Source organism: Paenibacillus sp. FSL W8-0426 (genome assembly GCF_037969725.1).
GTDB lineage: Bacteria > Bacillota > Bacilli > Paenibacillales > Paenibacillaceae > Paenibacillus > Paenibacillus hubeiensis.
On record NZ_CP150203.1, the window covers coordinates 4,105,628 to 4,121,516 of the forward strand.

11 protein-coding genes are annotated in these 15,889 nt (G+C 52.8%); all 11 read right to left on the reverse strand.

All coding sequences use genetic code 11. The features are described from left to right. Positions 1-403 precede the first annotated feature (403 nt). Entirely contained in the window at positions 404-1,381 is a 978-nt protein-coding gene (locus MKY59_RS18285; protein ID WP_236412912.1) for an AAA family ATPase, read from the reverse strand. Between the two features lie 229 nt (positions 1,382-1,610). Further along, positions 1,611-2,174, reverse strand: coding sequence for a DUF402 domain-containing protein (locus MKY59_RS18290; protein WP_236412153.1), 564 nt, complete (start codon positions 2,172-2,174; stop codon positions 1,611-1,613). A 239-nt stretch (positions 2,175-2,413) separates the two neighbouring features. Next, on the reverse strand, positions 2,414-5,107 hold the full coding sequence (locus MKY59_RS18295) for a PBP1A family penicillin-binding protein (protein ID WP_339272939.1): 2,694 nt from the start codon (positions 5,105-5,107) through the stop codon (positions 2,414-2,416). A gap of 170 nt (positions 5,108-5,277) precedes the next feature. Beyond that, entirely contained in the window at positions 5,278-5,520 is a 243-nt protein-coding gene (gene hfq, locus MKY59_RS18300) for an RNA chaperone Hfq (protein WP_056689929.1), read from the reverse strand. Between the two features lie 345 nt (positions 5,521-5,865). After that, complete coding sequence (gene miaA / locus MKY59_RS18305; RefSeq protein WP_236412149.1) at positions 5,866-6,816, reverse strand: tRNA (adenosine(37)-N6)-dimethylallyltransferase MiaA; 951 nt, start codon at positions 6,814-6,816, stop codon at positions 5,866-5,868. Further along, the gene (locus tag MKY59_RS18310) at positions 6,797-7,582 is read right to left on the reverse strand and encodes a class I SAM-dependent methyltransferase (RefSeq protein WP_236412148.1); all 786 of its coding nucleotides are present in this window, start codon (positions 7,580-7,582) and stop codon (positions 6,797-6,799) included. The genes miaA and MKY59_RS18310 overlap by 20 nt, the downstream gene beginning before the upstream one ends. A 17-nt stretch (positions 7,583-7,599) precedes the next feature. Further along, the gene (gene mutL / locus MKY59_RS18315; RefSeq protein ID WP_339272944.1) at positions 7,600-9,753 is read right to left on the reverse strand and encodes a DNA mismatch repair endonuclease MutL; all 2,154 of its coding nucleotides are present in this window, start codon (positions 9,751-9,753) and stop codon (positions 7,600-7,602) included. Positions 9,754-9,776: 23 nt separating this feature from the next. After that, positions 9,777-12,572: a DNA mismatch repair protein MutS gene (gene mutS, locus MKY59_RS18320; RefSeq protein WP_339272946.1), complete on the reverse strand. Its 2,796-nt coding sequence runs from the start codon at positions 12,570-12,572 to the stop codon at positions 9,777-9,779. A gap of 205 nt (positions 12,573-12,777) precedes the next feature. Next, positions 12,778-14,028, reverse strand: a complete 1,251-nt coding sequence (locus MKY59_RS18325) for a hypothetical protein (RefSeq protein WP_339272948.1) — start codon at positions 14,026-14,028, stop codon at positions 12,778-12,780. A gap of 180 nt (positions 14,029-14,208) precedes the next feature. Next, positions 14,209-14,769 carry an outer spore coat protein CotE gene (locus tag MKY59_RS18330; RefSeq protein WP_339272950.1) on the reverse strand — a complete coding sequence of 187 codons (561 nt, stop codon included), beginning with the start codon at positions 14,767-14,769 and terminating at the stop codon, positions 14,209-14,211. Between the two features lie 75 nt (positions 14,770-14,844). Continuing rightward, complete coding sequence (locus MKY59_RS18335) at positions 14,845-15,822, reverse strand: aromatic acid exporter family protein (protein WP_236412138.1); 978 nt, start codon at positions 15,820-15,822, stop codon at positions 14,845-14,847. Positions 15,823-15,889: the final 67 nt, after the last annotated feature.

The following is a 15,889-nucleotide window of genomic DNA, read 5'->3' on the forward strand; positions in this document are numbered from 1 at the left end:
TCCAAAGATATTCATTATCGCTTACTTTCACCCAAACTTCAAATCCTCCGTCCAGTCGGTTTCCGTTCCAGATTTGCCGAGATTGAACTGAAGGCGAGGTCCAGGCAAACGGACCATCGAATAGCGGATGGAACGTTCAATCCCATTGCCTTGGAGTACGGTTTCATTGTTCCCATGTCGATGTTCCCTTATTTAGTTTAACATCGGATGGGAAATTTATAAAACATCGCCCGGCAATGCTTGCTATCCTAACCATTCTCCCTGGAACATGATAAATCCTTCCGCCTTCTTAATCATGATGGCCTATGCGTTGAAATTATGTACTCCGCCGCCAGTCCTTACTCCCCACCCTAAGCAAGAAAGAAAACGAACGATCACCTCCTCTATCGAAAAAGTACACCGACTAATTGAAATGTATCCCTTCCGTAATGTCTGTAAGCTTGGTTTTCGCTGCAGGAACATCACGGAATGTAATCTCGGTAAGCTTTTGTTTGGATGGTTTGCCTCCCAAACTCATTAGTCGAACAGCCTGGGTTCGTATTGCCTTTTCAATGACGTTCCGCACGTACCGAGCATTGCTAAAGTCTAACCTGCTTTCCTTTTCCAGGTAAATCAACTCCTTCAATCGGTCCATGGCATCTGAGTTGAGATTGTATTCTTTCTCAGAAGCCATTTTCAGCGCAATCAGCATCAGTTCATCCACGGAGTAATCTTCAAAATTGATTTGAATAGGAAACCTGGATGGCAGCCCTGTATTTATTTGCATAAACTCATCCATTTCATCGGGATATCCGGCAAGTATGATAATGACATCGTCAGCACGATCCTCCATCACTTTCACTAAACAATCGATGGCCTCTTTCCCGAAGTCCTTTTCTCCGCCCCGAGCCAGACTATAAGCTTCGTCAATGAATAACACTCCCCCCATGGCCTTCTTAACCAAGTCCCTCGTTTTCTGAGCTGTGTGACCAATATATTCCCCCACCAAGTCGGCTCTTTCAACCTCCACGAGATGACCTTTGCTAAGTACGCCCATCCGGTTCAGCATTCTCGAAATGATTCTTGCAACGGTGGTCTTCCCCGTACCCGGGTTGCCTTTGAAAATCATGTGATACACTTGTTTGCTGCTCTTCAGCCCTTCTTCGGCACGGAATTTGTTTATTTGAATGAGCGCATATATTTCGTAAACGAGATCCCTAACCTTATCTAATCCGATCATTTCATCGAGTTCTTTGAAAATATCCGCCACAGATTCATGATGACTATTTGATGGAAGAGGCTCCTCCGCTTGCTCAACATAAGGTTCACCCTGATTCTGAGAATTAAACACGATGTTGATTCTTGATTCGTTTACAGTTATTCTTCTCGTTTTTTCGCCCACAGTCATCACCTCAAGGCTCATTATATGCTCGAAGCTATCGTTATAATTCTGCAATCGAACAAATGCTTTGAACAACAAAACCCCTATTGAGATCTAAATTTCTCATTAGGGGCTTTTGGTTTGGGCATGACGTTCATTTTAATCTGCTGAAATGAAGGCCCATCGTGAAAGCAAGAGGACTTTCCGTGGCAAATGCTGCTGGACGGCAGCCGGACACGTTCCGTTTCATTCAAAGCTGGACGTTTTTGCGAAACTCCCCGTTCTCGAACAAGGATTTGCGATGTTTAAGCGATAACTGGAAATAAGGAAACATGTGTGCATCGATGGCACGCAGCAGCTCCTTCGCCGTTCGATTGGCCAAATCATAGTCGGCGGTCGTGATTTGTTTCCGCGCCAGCGCCTCCTCAAGTTCATCCTCGTCCAACAAAAAGATCTCTCCATCCTTCAGTACAACGACGTCCAGATAAAGGTCATCGAACCAAGGCACGCCTTGATCGGTAATTCCTTGGCTTCTGCATGTATCAATATACCATTCCACGATGCGCTCTTGGTTATCAAACATGGCAGTCACGACAAAATGTTCGCCTTTGGGATAATACTGCAGCCAGGAATACCCTTTGTCTGCAATGCAAAACGTGCTTCCTCCGTAGGTTTTCCACAATGGTTCCTTCAAATCCTGTATCGTGTACAACGTGATGTAGCCTGTAAATATTTTGGATTGCACGAACCGGCATGTAAATTGTCGGTTCGTAATCCGGCGCCAATTTGCGCGATCCCCGAATTTCCGTTTCATACGAACCCCTCTTTGCCGACAACAGGCCCACCTGGCCTGCTCTAATGTGGTGAACAGCGAATAACGTCTGCATGGGAGCGATTCCTGAACATGCTCTGCACGACGTATTACAATAGCTACAGCTTACCATATTTAAGGTATACACTCAAAATCGCATGATCGGAAACAGAAATGCAAAAGGCCCTGTATCCCAAAGCCAATCGGGATGCAGGGCCTTTCATTTCTTCGAATATGTTTCGTTAACCTCCGTTGCCGGCTTGCGGATCGACGACGTTCGGATCTGACTCTACCGTACTGCCGCTATCTCCGCCATCCGGCGTAACAACCTCTCCCGGGATGACGACAGCCCCGTCACTCGAGCCATCCCCATTCCCGCCTGGTTCAGTCGTGCCTTGATCGGGCGGTGGGTTGCCGTTGCCGGATTGTCCATCCTGGCTCGGTTCCCCATTATTCCCGTTTCCGTTATTTCCGTTGTTGCCATGCCCATTGCCGTTGTTTCCATTGCCATTATTGCCGTTATTGCCATTATTTCCATTCCCGTTATTGCCATTCCCATTGTTGCCATTGCCGTTATCGGGAAGCTCGCCGCCCGGATTGTCTATTCCCGGCTCCTCCGTCCCCGGATCCAGTCCCGGATCCGTGCCAGGATCAGGCTCCTGCGGCTCCAATTCCTGAGCTTCGATGAAAAGTGAAATGGTGTTGGTTGGTGGCGTCTCTGCTCCCGTAGACGGGTCATACGCAGTTACGTAGTATTCGTAAGTCAACCCTGGAAGGGCGCTTAAATCCTGCGCATTAGTCGTTCCAACAGCGTCGATGAGACGTGTGAACTCCGACTCAGACGTCTCTTTACGGTACACCCGGTACTGAGTTTGGGAATCTCCTGATCCGCTCCACGACAACGATACCGTCTGCGTTGTCGGATCATAAGCCCCGCTCAGTCCTGTTACGGACAATTGTGGTGTCTCCGGTTTTTGCACCGGCGGCGCCGTTTTCTCTCCTTCCGGAACGGTAAAGTCCTTGACAGGAACACCTTTGAGCGCATCGTTCATGACTTTCGCAAAGAACGCAGCGGACAATTTACTGCTGTTTTTGAGCATATGGTTCGCATCCGGATTGTCATATCCCATCCAGACCGCCGCAGTCCATTCCGGCGTGTAACCAACAAACCACACATCCCGGTTGGAACTGTTGCCGGAAATGCCGCTCTGCGTCGTACCCGTTTTGCCGGCAACCGGACGATCCAAACGTGCAGCGCGTCCTGTCCCGTCGTTGACGACGTTCTGCAGCATTTTGGTCAACTCGTAAGCATTGTGCTCACTCATGACCCGCGTCGTTTTGGACTTGTGCTTATAAATCTCTTTGCCGGTACTGTCCACCACCGATTTGATGGAGTACGCTTCCTGATATTCGCCAAGGTTGGCAAAAGCGCTGTAAGCCTGAGCCATTTCAAGCGTATTGGTCCCTTTGCTCAGCCCCCCGAGGGCAATCGCCAGGTTTTTGTCTTCGTCCGTAAGCTGAATGCCCAGCTTCTTGGCAAACTGCACGCCGGTATTGACGCCGATTTTGTCCAAAAGCCATACCGCCGGAATATTTTCCGATTTCGTAATGGCATCGGTCATGCTGATCGTTGACGAATAGCCATGCAGGTTTCCCGGGCAGTAGTTGCCAAAACACTGCTTTTGATTGCTGAGCGGAGAATTGGCATTATACTCCCCGGACTCCAGTGCAGGCGCATAAGATACGATCGGTTTGAATGCCGAACCCGGCTGTCTCCGGCTTTGGGTAACGCGGCTGTAACCTTTCGTTTGATAGTCGCGTCCGCCCAGCAAGGCAACCAGGCTTCCATTTTCATGGTTCATGATCACCATCGACCCCTGCACCTTTTGGTCGTCTTTGCTTTTTTCGAACAGGCTGTCGTCGGAGAAAGCTTTCTCCATCGCCGTTTGGGCCTGCACATCCATGGTCGTGTAAATTTTGTATCCGCCGATGTTCAGATCATCTTCCGTTTTGCCCGTCACTTCTTCGGCTTCACGCAAAACGTAATCGATAAAGGCCTGGTATTTTCTCTCTTTCTCCGGCGGCGTGTAGTCGTAATCGACCGCTTTGGCTTCGTCCATATCCGCTTTGCTGATGTATCCTTGCTCGTACATCAACTGTAACACTACCGCGCGGCGTTCCTTGGACGCTTCCGGATTGCTGAGCGGGTTATATGCCGACGGCCCTTTGGGCATAGCCGCGAGCGTGGCGATTTGCCACAGCTCCAGTTCTTTCAAGTCGGTGACCCCGAAATAAAACTCGGATGCTGCCTTGATTCCGTACCGTTGATGGCCGAAGAAAATCCGGTTCAAGTACATCGTCAAGATTTCGTCTTTCGTAAATTTGCGCTCGAGCGCCATCGCGATGGATACTTCCGTAGCTTTGCGGAAAAACGTTTTGTCGCGCGACAAGAACATGTTTTTGGCCAGCTGCTGGGTCAGCGTACTGCCGCCCTCTACCATCGAGCGGGCCATGACGTCCTTGACGGCCGCACGGCCGATCGCCCAGATGTCGACGCCCTGGTGCTCATAAAATCGTCTGTCTTCCGTAGCCACAAACGCCTCTTTCACAAGCTTCGGAATCTCGTCTCCATCGACCGGCTCCAGTTTTTTGATCGACAGCTCGCCCATCAATTCACCGTTACGGTCGTACACTTTCGACGTTTCGTTGATCGTCGTTTTGTCCATGTTGGCCGTAAGCAGGCGTTCCCCGCTGACCATAATAAATAGATATCCGCCCAGTGCACAGAAAATGGCGATTGCCATTGTAAAAAACAGCGTCCATCCAACACGTTTACCCGTAATTTTTTTCTTTTTAGAGGTCTTTGGTTTCGCTTTATTGGATGACTTGCCACTGTTGTTGTTGCGATTAGACCTCGACAACGGATCGTTTGGCATGTTTCCTCCTGACTCCCTTTCGGTTGCTTGATTTCTATTCGCCTATTGGGCAAGGGCTGACGGCAAGCCTTTTTTGCCCGGAATGAAAAGAACAACCCTTTATTCAGGTTGCTCCGCTTCAAATCCTATACATGTAGACGAAATGGCTGTGAAAAAGGTTTCGCAATTTTTTAAGCTTCGCCGTTGTTATCCTGCTGCATCAACGATACGCTGCGTTGCGGCGTGAACGTGGAGATGGCGTGCTTATAGACCATTTGCTGGCGTCCGTCGCTATCGATCACGATTGTGAAATTGTCAAAAGCCTTGATCGTTCCGCGAATTTGGAACCCGTTCGTCAAATATACCGTTGCTGGAATATTTTCCTTCCGCAGTTGGTTTAAGAACGTATCTTGGATGTTGATGGACTTGTTCATTAGCCGTACCCCCATTGGTTCATTTGAATTCATGTTATGGTTCGTATTCAATATCGCTGAGTAGCTTTCGTGCTATTATATCATGAACAGTTTCATATAATCCACAAAAACCCCTTGTCTGTCAACTCGCCCCTCAGCATGAGGCTCATGACGATTAGAAGACTTATCCATTATACACCGCTTGTCACAATTGCAAAAGGGGGGCAAATTTTCAATCGTTCTTCCAGCGTTTCGTTGGCCCCCACCGTCCAGAAACCGACGAAAAATGGTCCCCTGGTTCCTGTTTGCAAAAAGAACCCCCATCTTCTCGCCTGGAGAAGACAGAGGCCCAAAGTCCCGATGTTTTTAATAAAATTGTTGCTCGATCCGTGAACGAACCTTCCTGAAATTACCTTCGAAATCCTCGGTGTCCGTAACGTCCACCCACTCGATATCCTTCATGTGCCGGAACCAGGAGAGCTGGCGTTTGGCGAAACGGCGCGTATCCCTTTTCAGCCATTCCACCGCGGCCTCCAAGCTCACCTCGCCCTGCAGGTAAGCGACAATTTCCTTGTACCCCAATCCCTGCATGGAGATGTGTCCAGGACCTACGCCACGTTCCAGCAACGATTTCACCTCGTCAACCAATCCTTGTTCCATCATCAGATCGATCCGTTCTTCTACGCGCGCATACAGCTTTTGCCGATCCATCGTCAGGCCGACAATCAGGAGATCGTACGGGGATATTTTCTGCTGGGAAGCCAACTGCTCGGACCACTTTTGCCCGGTCAAATGAAAAATTTCAAGCGCGCGCACGATGCGGCGCTGGTCGTTCGGATGCAAACGGTCTGCGCTCGCGGGATCAACGGCCCTTAATCGGTCATGCAGCGCTTGAGCCCCATGCTGCTCCGCATAGCGGAATTGCTCATTCCGAAACGCTTCGTCCGATCCGCTGTCCGAAAATTGGAAGCCGTAACAAACCGACTCCACGTACAAGCCGGTGCCGCCCACGATAAACGGCAGCTTGCCGCGCCCATGGATTTCGCCGATCAGACGCGTGCAGCTCTCCTGGAACTCGGCCACGGAATAGGGATACTCGGGATCATGAATATCAATAAGATGGTGGGGAATGCCCTGCATTTCATCCCGGGTAATTTTGGCGGTTCCGATATCCATCTCCCGATAGACCTGCATCGAATCGCCTGAAATAATTTCGCAATCGAAAGCCTTGGCCAGCTCGATGCTCATTTTGGTTTTTCCTACCGCCGTCGGCCCGACAAGCACAAGCAGCTTCGGTTTAACTTCCGCTTTCAACATGGATCACTCCGTACAGTGTTTTTGCATTGGCCCGATCGAGAACGTCGAAGCCAAGCCTCGTAAATTCGGCGCTGCCGCGCTTTTCCTTCATGACGATTCGCTTGCGGGCAACCCGTTTTGCCTCTTCGATGCTCTCGATGTCCAGCGCGCTCGGATTCGCGTAATCACGCAAAGGCTGGATGGCGCTCGAATCCATCATCGGTTCGCGAAACATCGGGTCAAAATAGACGGTGTCGCAGCTGTTATCCGGCAAGGAGCGCAGCAAATCCAGATGATGGGCATGATGCAGCTCGATCCGGCGAAACGCCTCGTCCACCTCGGGCAGTTTGCTTTCATAGTGGGACATGCCCTCGGCTAACAGCGCGTAGATCGGCAGCGAGCTCTCGCAAGCAATGGTCCTTCCCGTTGGGCCTGCCGCTACCGAAAATACGAGCGCATCCGTCCCGAGTCCGGCTGTGCAGTCGAGGATCGTATCCCCTTGGCGGACCGCTCCGGCATCCAACATCGGATCAGACTCTCCCGCAAGCACGCGCTTCGCCCGGATAAACCCCATGCTGGGATGAAACTCAAGCTGTTCCGCATGTTTGCGATATAGTCGTGCCCTTCCTTGCAGAACAACCAGAATTTCGTTGGCTTGGTATCGGTCGGCCATTTTGGACAGGGACATATTGCCGCGCGGCACATATGTTCCGCCTGTCAATTGCGCCAAGCGGCGAGCGCGTTCCACCAGGGAATCGGCTTGCGTGTCACCGGTTGTAATATACATAACTTCCTCCTAAACAGTCACATGACCCGTTTGAACAATTTTTCCAGATCATACGTTGAAAATGAAACGACGATGGGACGCCCGTGCGGACAAGTGTATGGCTGGCGGCAAGACGCAAGACGCTGAATCAGCACCTCGGCCTCTTGCTCCGTCAGCTTTTGGTTCGCTTTGATGGATGCTTTGCAGGAGCACATGATGGATGCAGCCTCCCTTAGCTTGCCCACGTCGATGCTGCGTTCACTGAGCACCCATTCGCACATTTCTTCTATAATATCCTTCTCGTCTCCATGCGGGAACCAATATGGATGGGAGCGTACACGGAACGTCTGGCCGCCGAAATGCTCCAGATAAACGCCGGCTTGCTCGAACCAGGCCAACCTGGATTTGATTTTTTCGGTCTCGGAAGGCGTAAATTCCAGCGTGATCGGCAGCAACAGCTCCTGCGAAGCCTGCGCGGGATTACCGAATTTTTCGAAATAATATTCGTAATTCACCCGTTCATGCGCAGCATGTTGGTCGATCAGGTAGAGACCGTCATCGCTTTGCGCGATCAAATACGTGCCATGGTGCTGTCCGATCAGGCTGAGCTCCGGAAACGACGGCACGGCCGCATCGGATTTCAGCGCAGCAGCCAGTTTGTCGACATCCGGCAGCGGCTTGCCCGTTCCGGCATACTCCCGCTGCGCAGCTGGCGAAGGTGGCTGGTAAGCCGGACGGCTTTCTTTCACCGACACCGGCGAAGCCGAAGCTTTGGAACGATAGTCTGCACCTCGGCTATGCTCGGGAGGCTGTGAAGTCGACGGTTTTGCAGATGCAGGCACGATGACTTCGTCCGTCCCTGCCGAGCCGTAGGCAGTGGTCTCTTCGGGAGGAACCTCGGGAAGAGGTGCCAACTGGGCCGAGAAATCCAAACGTTCTCCCTCATTCACTTCAGCAGGTGCCTCCAGGTCCATATCCGGATCGACTTCAATGTTCGCACTCTGTCCGGAAGGCTTCGAGGCAACCGCATCCTCGTTCAGGCGAGGCGCTTGAATCCGTTGATCGGGATGGAATTCCGGACGTCCCTCCCCCTCCGCGGGCAGCTCGTCTTTGTACGGTGCCCTTGGAAATACAAACTGCTCCTGAATGATGGCCCGATCATCCCCGCGTCTGACCTGTTGTTTCGTGACTTGAGGAATCAGCACTTCTTTGCGCAGAATGCCGCGAAGCGTCGTCTCCACGAACTCGTACAGTTCAGTCTCCTTGCTGAACCGCACTTCCAGCTTCGCAGGGTGAACGTTGACGTCCACAAGCGAAGGATGCATGTCCAGCTGTACGACGACGAGCGGGTAACGATTAATAGGCAGAAGGGTATGATATGCCTTGAGAATGGCCTGATTCAGCCCATAATTCCGAATATACCGTCCATTTACAATCGTCGACATGCCGCCCCGATTCGCTCTGGTCCATTCAGGCAGACTGATCAGACCTTTGACGCGGTAATCCAAATTTTCGCCTTCAATCGGCAGCATCGCTTTGGCCGCGCTCGTGCCATAAATGGCTGCCACCACCTGCAGCAGGTCTCCGTTCCCCAGCGTCTGGAGCAACGTGTTGGCATTATGCCGCAGCGTGAACGAAATGTCGGGATGGGACAATGCCATCCGGTACAGCACATCCGAGATGTGCCCCAGCTCGGTTTGAATGGTTTTCATGTATTTGAGCCTGGCCGGCGTGTTATAAAACAGCTCCTTCACCACAAATTCCGTCCCTTGCGGCGAAGCTGCATCCTCGTGCGAGCACAGCTTGCCGCCCTCGATGACAATTTTGCGGCCCCGGCCGTCGTCCGCGCTGGCCGTCAGCACCTCGACCTTGGACACGGCCGCGATGCTGGGCAGCGCTTCTCCCCTGAAGCCCAGGCTCGTGATCTGAAACAGATCCCGCCCGTGCGCAATCTTACTCGTGGCATGGCGGTAGAAAGCCGTTTCGAGATCATCCGGCTCAATGCCGGATCCGTTGTCTTTGACCCGAATGCTGAGCAATCCGCCCTCTTCCACGCTCACTTCGATTTTGCTTGCCCCTGCGTCGATCGCATTTTCGAGCAGCTCCTTGACGACCGAGGCCGGGCGTTCAACGACTTCCCCGGCCGCAATCTGGTTGGCAATATGTTCATCCAGCACATGGATTTTCGCCATCGTTTATTCCCCTCCCGCTTGAATCAGGATAATTGCTGGGCTTTGACTTTAAGTTCGTTTAACAGCTGCATCGCCTGAAGCGGGGTCATGTTCATGACATCCACATCCTTCATCTGGCGGATAAGTTCCTGGGTACGCTCATCCGGCACGGAAGTAATCGGTTCAGGGGTGTGCAAAGGCTCCTCTTCATCAAAGATCGAGAGCTGAACCACTTCCTGCCGTCCTTTCCCCTGACGGTCCTTGCCTGTATTGTCCAAAGGTCGGTAGTCCTCCCGAATCACCGATCCGGTCGATCCATTCACTTGCTTCTCATCCCGAAGAATGGAGGATCCGTCGGATGCGGCCTGATCTGTTTCATAACTGGCAGACGGCACGCCACTTGAATTCTTTTCTTTCGCCGCAAGCTCGCTGCCCACCGCAACCTGTGCAGCCGCCTGTTCAAACCCGTGCAGCAGGCCGTTCGCCCTTTCAATGATCGTATCCGGCAATCCGGCGAGACGCGCGCAATAGATGCCGTAACTGCTGCTCGCTGCGCCAGCAATCAGTTTGCGCAGGAAATGAACTTTGTCTCCGCTCTCCTGCACGGCCATGGAGTAGTTGGCCAGCTTGTCCAAACTTTCCTCCAGATGCGCAAGCTCATGGAAATGCGTCGAAACCAGCGCTTTGCAGCCGATCACGTCATGCACGTATTCGATCACCGATTGCGCAATGGCCATGCCTTCGCTCGTGGATGTTCCCCGGCCCAATTCATCGATAATGATCAGACTGCGCGGCGTCGCCTTTTCGGTCATGACCTGAATGTCGGCCATTTCCACCATGAACGTGCTCTGGCCGCCAATCAGATCGTCCGCAGCGCCGATTCGTGTGAAAATGCGGTCCATGATCGGCACTTCCGCTTTGCCGGCAGGAACGAAACAGCCGATTTGAGCCATGATCGAAATCAGCGCCACCTGACGCATGTACGTGCTCTTGCCGGCCATGTTCGGTCCGGTGATGAGCAGGATGCGCGCAGCGTCCTTCTGGATCGCCGTACTGTTGGCAATGAACGCATCCGAATGCATTACCGCTTCCACGACCGGATGGCGGCCCTGCTCCACCACAAAATCATAACCGTCCGTCAGCACGGGACGAACGAAGTTGCGCTCTGCGCTGATCGCAGCAAAGGATTGGTACACGTCGATTTCCGCCACTTGCTCAGCCAGTTTCTGCAATCTGGCCACCTGCCGGTTCAACTGGTCACGCAGCTCCGTGAACAAGGCATATTCGATATCGACCATTTTGTCCTGTGCCTCAAGGATCAGCGTTTCTTTTTCCTTCAGCTCCGGCGTAATGAAACGCTCCGCATTGGCGAGCGTCTGCTTCCGTTCATAACGCCCTTCCGGCAGTGCCGACAGGTTCGATTTGGTCACTTCGATGTAATAGCCGAACACTTTGTTATAACCGATTTTCAGCGACCGGATGCCGGTTGCGTCGCGTTCCCTTGCTTCCAGCTCGGCAATCCACTGTTTACCGTTGACAGAGGCTTCGCGCAGCTCATCCAGCCGCTCATGATATCCTGGACGAATAATTCCGCCGTCACGCACGGAAACCGGAGGCTCGTCCACAATGGCGCTCGCGATCGCATCGCGCAGGTCACTGCAATCGTCCATCACTTCCGCGATATGGCGAAGCGTGGCGGAAGTCGAATCCGCACAAAGCCGGCGCAGTGCCGGAACCTTGTCCAACGACATTTTGAGCGCGTTCAAATCCCGTCCGTTCGCGTTGCCGAAGGCGATTCGTCCAACCAAGCGTTCCAAATCGTAAATATCCTTAAGTTCGGCCCGCAGATCCTCGCGCAAAATAAACTGGTTATACAGCGTGTCCACCGCTTCGAGCCGCTCGTTGATCTTCCCTTTTTGCAGCAAAGGTTTGTCGATCCAGCGGCGCAGCATGCGCGCTCCCATGGACGTTTCCGTGCGATCGAGCAACCACAGCAAGGAACCCTTTTTGGAGCGTTCGCGCACGGTTTCAACCAGCTCCAGATTGCGCCGTGTGAACGGGTCCAAAATCATGTAATGATCCGGCTCATAAGCGCTGATCTGCGTCAATTGTCCTAATGAACGTTTTTGCGTTTCATTCAAATAGGAGAACAGCCGCGCGATGCATGCCTGACGCTCAGGCTCGAGACGCGCCCAGACCGCTTCCCCGAACTGCTGGCGCACAAGCTCTTCTTTATTTTTCACCCATGGGGTGTATACGACAGGTCGCCCGATTGGCGATGCTTGGGCAGCCACCTCATCCAGCAGCGCAGCGTCTCCGATCAGCTCGGATGGTTCGTAAATGCCGATTTCGTCCTTCAACCATTCCTTTGAATAGGGAACCGACGTCACATACAGCTCACCCGTAGACAAATCACATGCCGCAAGCGCAAGCGTGTTCGCATCTCCCGTCAAACAAACGATATAGTTGTTGGACTTGTCCCCGAGCGTTTTGCCCTCCATCACCGTGCCAGGCGTAATAACGCGCACGATTTCTCGCCGCACCATGCCCTTGGTGACCGTCGGATCCTCCATTTGCTCACAAATCGCAACTTTATGCCCCTTCTCGATCAGACGTTGTATGTACCCTTCTGCTGAATGGTACGGCACGCCGCACATCGGAATTTTCTCGTCCGAACCTCCGTTGCGGGCAGTCAACGTGATTTCAAGTTCACGCGCCGCATTAATGGCATCTTCAAAAAACATTTCATAAAAGTCGCCCAGCCTGAAAAAAAGAAAAGCGTCCTGCGCCTCGGCTTTGACTTGCAAATATTGTTGTATCATAGGCGTATACTGAGCCATCGTTATCCTCCATCCGTTGCTGCAAATTGCCAGGAGGGAAGCAGCCGGAAGGTACAATAAAGGCGGTCAGGCACCGATGTGCCGCCGCCTCACGTTTCTTCCATCAGCCGCTCCCCTTACAGGCTCCGATTCTTCCACTTCTTGTTATCTCATCGAAATTGACCTGATTTCCATTATATCAAAAACCAAAAAAAGTGCCCATACCTCATGTGTCTGCCCGAATATTCCATAACTTGCGAATATCACGGCTCTCATCCCAGGTGTTTCCTTCTCTCATATGGGCGACTAGCGGAGCGACATACCGTTCGTAACGCCCGTAATCGCTCAATGCGGTCAAATCGTTCAGCAGCGAAGGAAGCTGCTGTCCCAGCACCTCCCGCCTCGCACTGTAAAAAGCGGCATGCACGGCCGCCCCTGCGAGCGGACGCTGGCGCAGCCTTCTGTAATTGGAAGCGATCAGGCCTGCGAGGCCAACCACCCCCTTTGCCACCAACGGAGAAACCAGAAAACTCGGCAAGGTCCGGTACTCGAAGCCTCCATGGGATTTCAGGCGGAAATCGCCGAGGGCTCCGTAACGCGGACGCCGGGCATCGCCGCGAGGATCCTGCAGCATGGCAAGCGGCAAAGCCAAATAGTTGTCGAGCGTCCGCAGCAGCTCCCCGTTCAGCGTTATGCCGCTGAAATGAACGTGTCCGCCGAGCGGAAGACCCCGCTGCGGCATGCTCCCCGCCTGCCAGATCAACGTATGGTCCGTAATGCTGCGCGAAGCCGATCCGAACGCCCGCAGCAGATGAGCAATCAGTTCCCGCGGTTCCGAGCTCGGCTCGGGCCGAAGCTCTGCCACCGGATATACGCGTCTGCCGCCGATCGTTACGGCATCGCACCCGGCTTGCCCGGTACGCTCCAAAAACCTGGAGGCCGGCACAATTTTGGCTTCGGGCATCTGCACCAGCAGAAATTCCGGATCCATGCCGAGGACAGGCGACACTTCGTTTGCCTGCTCCTCGTCCAAAGCCGTTTGATGCTGCTTCCATGCTTCCCGGTACAGGGAGGTAAGCTCCGTCCATCCTTTCCATGGACGGGGGTCAATCGATACGACGCTGCAGCCATTCCTGCCCCCCGCTTCCAGCCGGACCTCTCCGTGGTCCAGTCCCAGGGCATACAGCGTCTTGACTGCCATGCGCTCCAATCTTCGAAATAACGTCGAGGCGTCGTCCCGTTCCAACAAACTCTCCCGCAGCCTGCTCGCATCGCCGGTATCCCTGCGTTTGATGCGGATCGCCTGGAGGCAGCAAATGTGTACTTCATAGGCTGCGCGCAAACCCGGGCCGCGAATCTGCTTGCTGCGACCGGCAAGATAATCGATGCCGGATCGCTCAAGCCGACCGGACCGTTCGGCCAGGGTCATTTTTTCGTAACGCTGTACGGCCGACTCGGCCTCATCCATCACATGCATGCCCCTTCTCCTCTTTCGCCCGCAAATTGATAACCATCCCATTCATCAGGCCAACTCCCTTTTCGGGTGAACACAAATAATTAAAAAAAGAGGGCTTCCGCCCTCTCATTGCCGCTTGCGGCGCATAAGATACATTAACTTCAAAATGAGTGATCCCCTCACACGGCGGCTTCGGCCAACTTACAGTTCGTCATCCAGCAAATCGGGATCGAGATCGTCATAGTCTCCATCGGTGCTGTTGAAGTCATAATCCTTGTCTTCGTAATCCCCGCAGCCCTCGGTGCACACTTTCACGCACACCTTGGTTTCGGCGATCAATTCAACAGCGAATTCCCGCTCCACCCGGATGATGACGCTGCCGCCCCCCGCCGACACCGCGGCCTCCACACAGCTAGGCTCCTGCGTTGCCTCCGCAGACACCTCAACCGTGGACGCCCGGTGTTTGGAATCCAGATACGACAATGGCACAAGTTCTACATAGGACACCGTCTCTTTGGCTACATCTGTCTGCGAGTTCTGGTCATAGGAATACCAGATGTTGATATCGTAAGTACCAATAACTTCAATTCCGTCTCCCGCTGATACGGCTTCATACTGGTGGTTGATAATCCAAGCCCCCAAAATGCTTGTCGGACCATTTGGCGGAGTCACGGTATGTGTTACGGTAGAGAACTTACGACCCTTGCCGCAGATCGCTTTCGTAATGATCTCTCTACATTGATGTTTATGACTCAATGACATCTCTAAACCTCCTCCATGCAATCATTCACTACAAGTGTATGCAGGGCATCCGTCTAGGGTGACAACTATTTTCTATTATTCGTTTGTAGAGTGGACACGGTCGGCGATCGGCGAAGGCGCTTTGTCTTTCTTCGCGATTTTCAGATACAACGCGAGTTCGCGGCATAATTGGAGAATGGCCGAACGAATCTCGAATTCTTCCCTTGTATCCGGCAGCTCCATCCTCCTAAATTCCTCTTGCACTTCGGCCAACAATTTTTCCGTCCGTCCGGTATAGGATTCCGTCAACACGTCCTGGCTGAGCTGTTCGAACAGCTCGGCAACCATCTCGGCATGCGGCATTTTCTGATAAACTTGCGAGACTAGATGCATCATATGCTGAATGGAATCCAGCTGCGTTTTGCGCATATAAAAATATACGCTCCAGCCCTCGTTGGGATGAATCACCTGGTTTTCCAACGAACGCTTGGCCGCTTCTATGCCTCCAAGCACCGCTTTGTCCGCTTCGATCAGTTCCTTGCCTGCCCACACCTCGTTCGGATTGCGCAGCGTCGTGGCAAACTCCTTGAAAATGATCGAAAACAACTCGTCGATCCGTTTGCGGATGCGGAGCATTTGCGGATCTGCCGCAGGCATGTAGGCCAGGTTGACCACCATCGCGGAACCAAGACCGATCAGGAGCAGCCCGATTTGGACAAGGATGACGTGCAGATCCATTTCCCCGCCGCTGAACACGCGGAACACTACGACGGATCCCGTGACGATGCCTTCTTTGAACCCGGCCCTGACGATCACCGGAAAGGCAGCTAATATGTAAATGGCCAATACCCAGTAGTGGAATCCTAATACGTGAAAAAGTACACTTGCAAACAGGAGCCCTACCACGGACGCGAAGAACCGCGCGGAAATGGTCCGAATGCTCCTTTTGCGCGTGACGTCAACGCCAAGTATGGCCAGCAAACCTGCCGAAGTTGGTCCAGGCAAGCCGAACCCGTCCGCAATCAGAACAGCCATCAGAGCTGCGATTGCGGTTTTGATTACCCTAAAACCCATTTCTAAATGTCCTCTCCTCTTAGCTGCACATATGTCCCGGCCAGCTTTCATCCCCTAAATCAGGCGG